The organism is Streptomyces sp. MZ04 (genome assembly GCF_004684775.1).
Classification (GTDB): Bacteria; Actinomycetota; Actinomycetes; order Streptomycetales; family Streptomycetaceae; genus Streptomyces.
In genome coordinates, this window is the sequence record NZ_SRIC01000550.1 from 1 (window position 1) to 1,684 (window position 1,684).

At 70.4% G+C, this 1,684-nt stretch carries 2 protein-coding genes; one reads left to right on the forward strand and one right to left on the reverse strand.

Going from position 1 to position 1,684, the window contains the following annotated elements:
• On the reverse strand, positions 1-377 hold a 377-nt coding region (locus E2651_RS43025; protein WP_135336700.1), incomplete at its 3' end, for an FAD-dependent oxidoreductase.
• A gap of 221 nt (positions 378-598) precedes the next feature.
• Between E2651_RS43025 and E2651_RS43030 the strand changes: the two genes are divergently transcribed.
• Positions 599-1,495: a DMT family transporter gene (locus E2651_RS43030; protein ID WP_135336701.1), complete on the forward strand. Its 897-nt coding sequence runs from the start codon at positions 599-601 to the stop codon at positions 1,493-1,495.
• Positions 1,496-1,684: the final 189 nt, after the last annotated feature.

Below are 1,684 nucleotides of genomic sequence, written 5' to 3' on the forward strand. Positions count from 1 at the left end.
AGATCTGTATAAGAGACAGCCCACGGAAAGAACCGCACGCCCATCCCGTGCAGCCAGGACCGCTTCTCGCCGGCCGCGAAGTCGACGTACGCCTCGGCCCATTTCCGCGGCCAGTGGTCCTCGGCCCTGTCGAAGGCGGCCGTGCCCATCCAGTCCTGCAGGGCCAGCGCGTGCGAGTCCTTGATCCGCAGCCGCCGCTGCTCCGGCGAGTCCACGAAGAACAGTCCCCCGAAGGACCAGTGCGCCTGCCCGCCGATGGACTGTTCGGGTTCCTGGTCCAGAAGGATGACCCGCCGCCCTGCGTCGACGAGCTCGGCCGTCGCGGCGAGCCCGGCGAGACCCGCGCCGATCACGATCACATCTGCGTCGTAGGCCATAAGGGTCGTTCCTCCTAGTACGGGGGCGGGGGCGCACCAAAGGGGGGAGTTACTGGTGAGTCAGATCCTGAGTACCCAGGTGACCCACGTCAACTACCCGGTTCGGGTCACTCGCGGAGCGGGGCGCGGAGAACGGGACTATCGTCGGCCGGGTACCCGCCAAGTCCCCACCCCGTGGCCCGCCTTGAGCACCTGCCCCGTCCCCCGTCTCGAGGTACGACGTGTCGGTCCTGATCCTCGTCCTCGGCGTATCGGCCGCCTGCTGCCTGGGCTTCGGCTTCGTGTTCCAGCAGGACGCCGCCCAGCGGGCCCCGCTGAGCGACTTCCTCTCGCCGCGGCTCCTGCTCGACCTGGTGCGGGTGCCGGAGTGGCTGGGCGGGATCGGCCTCATGGTGTGCGGCATGATCCTCGGCGCGCTCGCGCTGGCCCAGGGTGAGATCTCCCTGGTGGAACCGCTCCTCGCCACGAACCTGCTGTTCGCCCTGACCCTCTCCCGGTACCGGACGAAGCAGCCCCTGGGACGGCAGGGCTGGGCGGGTCTGGCCCTGCTCGCGGGCGGGGTGACGGCGTTCATCGTGGCGGGGCAGCCGCAGGGCGGCAACGCGGAGTCCGATCAGCTGCGGCAGTGGCTGATCATGGGCGTGATGGTGGGTACGGCGATGCTCCTCACGGCGTACGCGAAGGCGTCCCGGCACCGGTGGACGGTCGGGCCCGTGCTGCTCGGGGTGGCGGCGGGTCTCCTCTACGGAGTGCAGGACGCGTTGACGCGGGTGAGCGGGCAGCGGTTCGACGACGGGGGCCTGACCCATCTGCTCACGGGGTGGCAGCCGTACGCGGTGCTTGTGCTCGGCGTGACGGGGCTGCTGCTCGTCCAGAGCGCGTTCGAGACGGCGCCGCTGCGGATGTCGCTGCCCGCGCTGACCGCTGCGCAGCCGTTGGCGGGGATCGTGTGCGGGGTGGGTTTCCTCGGGGACCAGCTGCGGACGGATACGGCGGCGCTGGCCTGGCAGGCGGCGGGCCTCGCGGCCATCGTGGCCGGCATCGTGCTGCTCGGACTGCACCCGGCCATGCCGAGGGCGAAGACGCGCTTAGCGGTGCGGCAACCGGAACGCCGTTGACTTTCCCCGGCCGCGCTCAAGACCGCCGCTTCGCGGCGGATTTTCCCCATCCACCCGCCCGATTGCCCCGCAGCGCATCCCGTCCGGCGCCCTCACCGTCGTTGACCGCGCGCCCGGACGACGCCGCCGCTTCGCGGCGAATCTTTACCGCTGTCTCTTATACACAACTGACGCTGCCGACGAATAGCA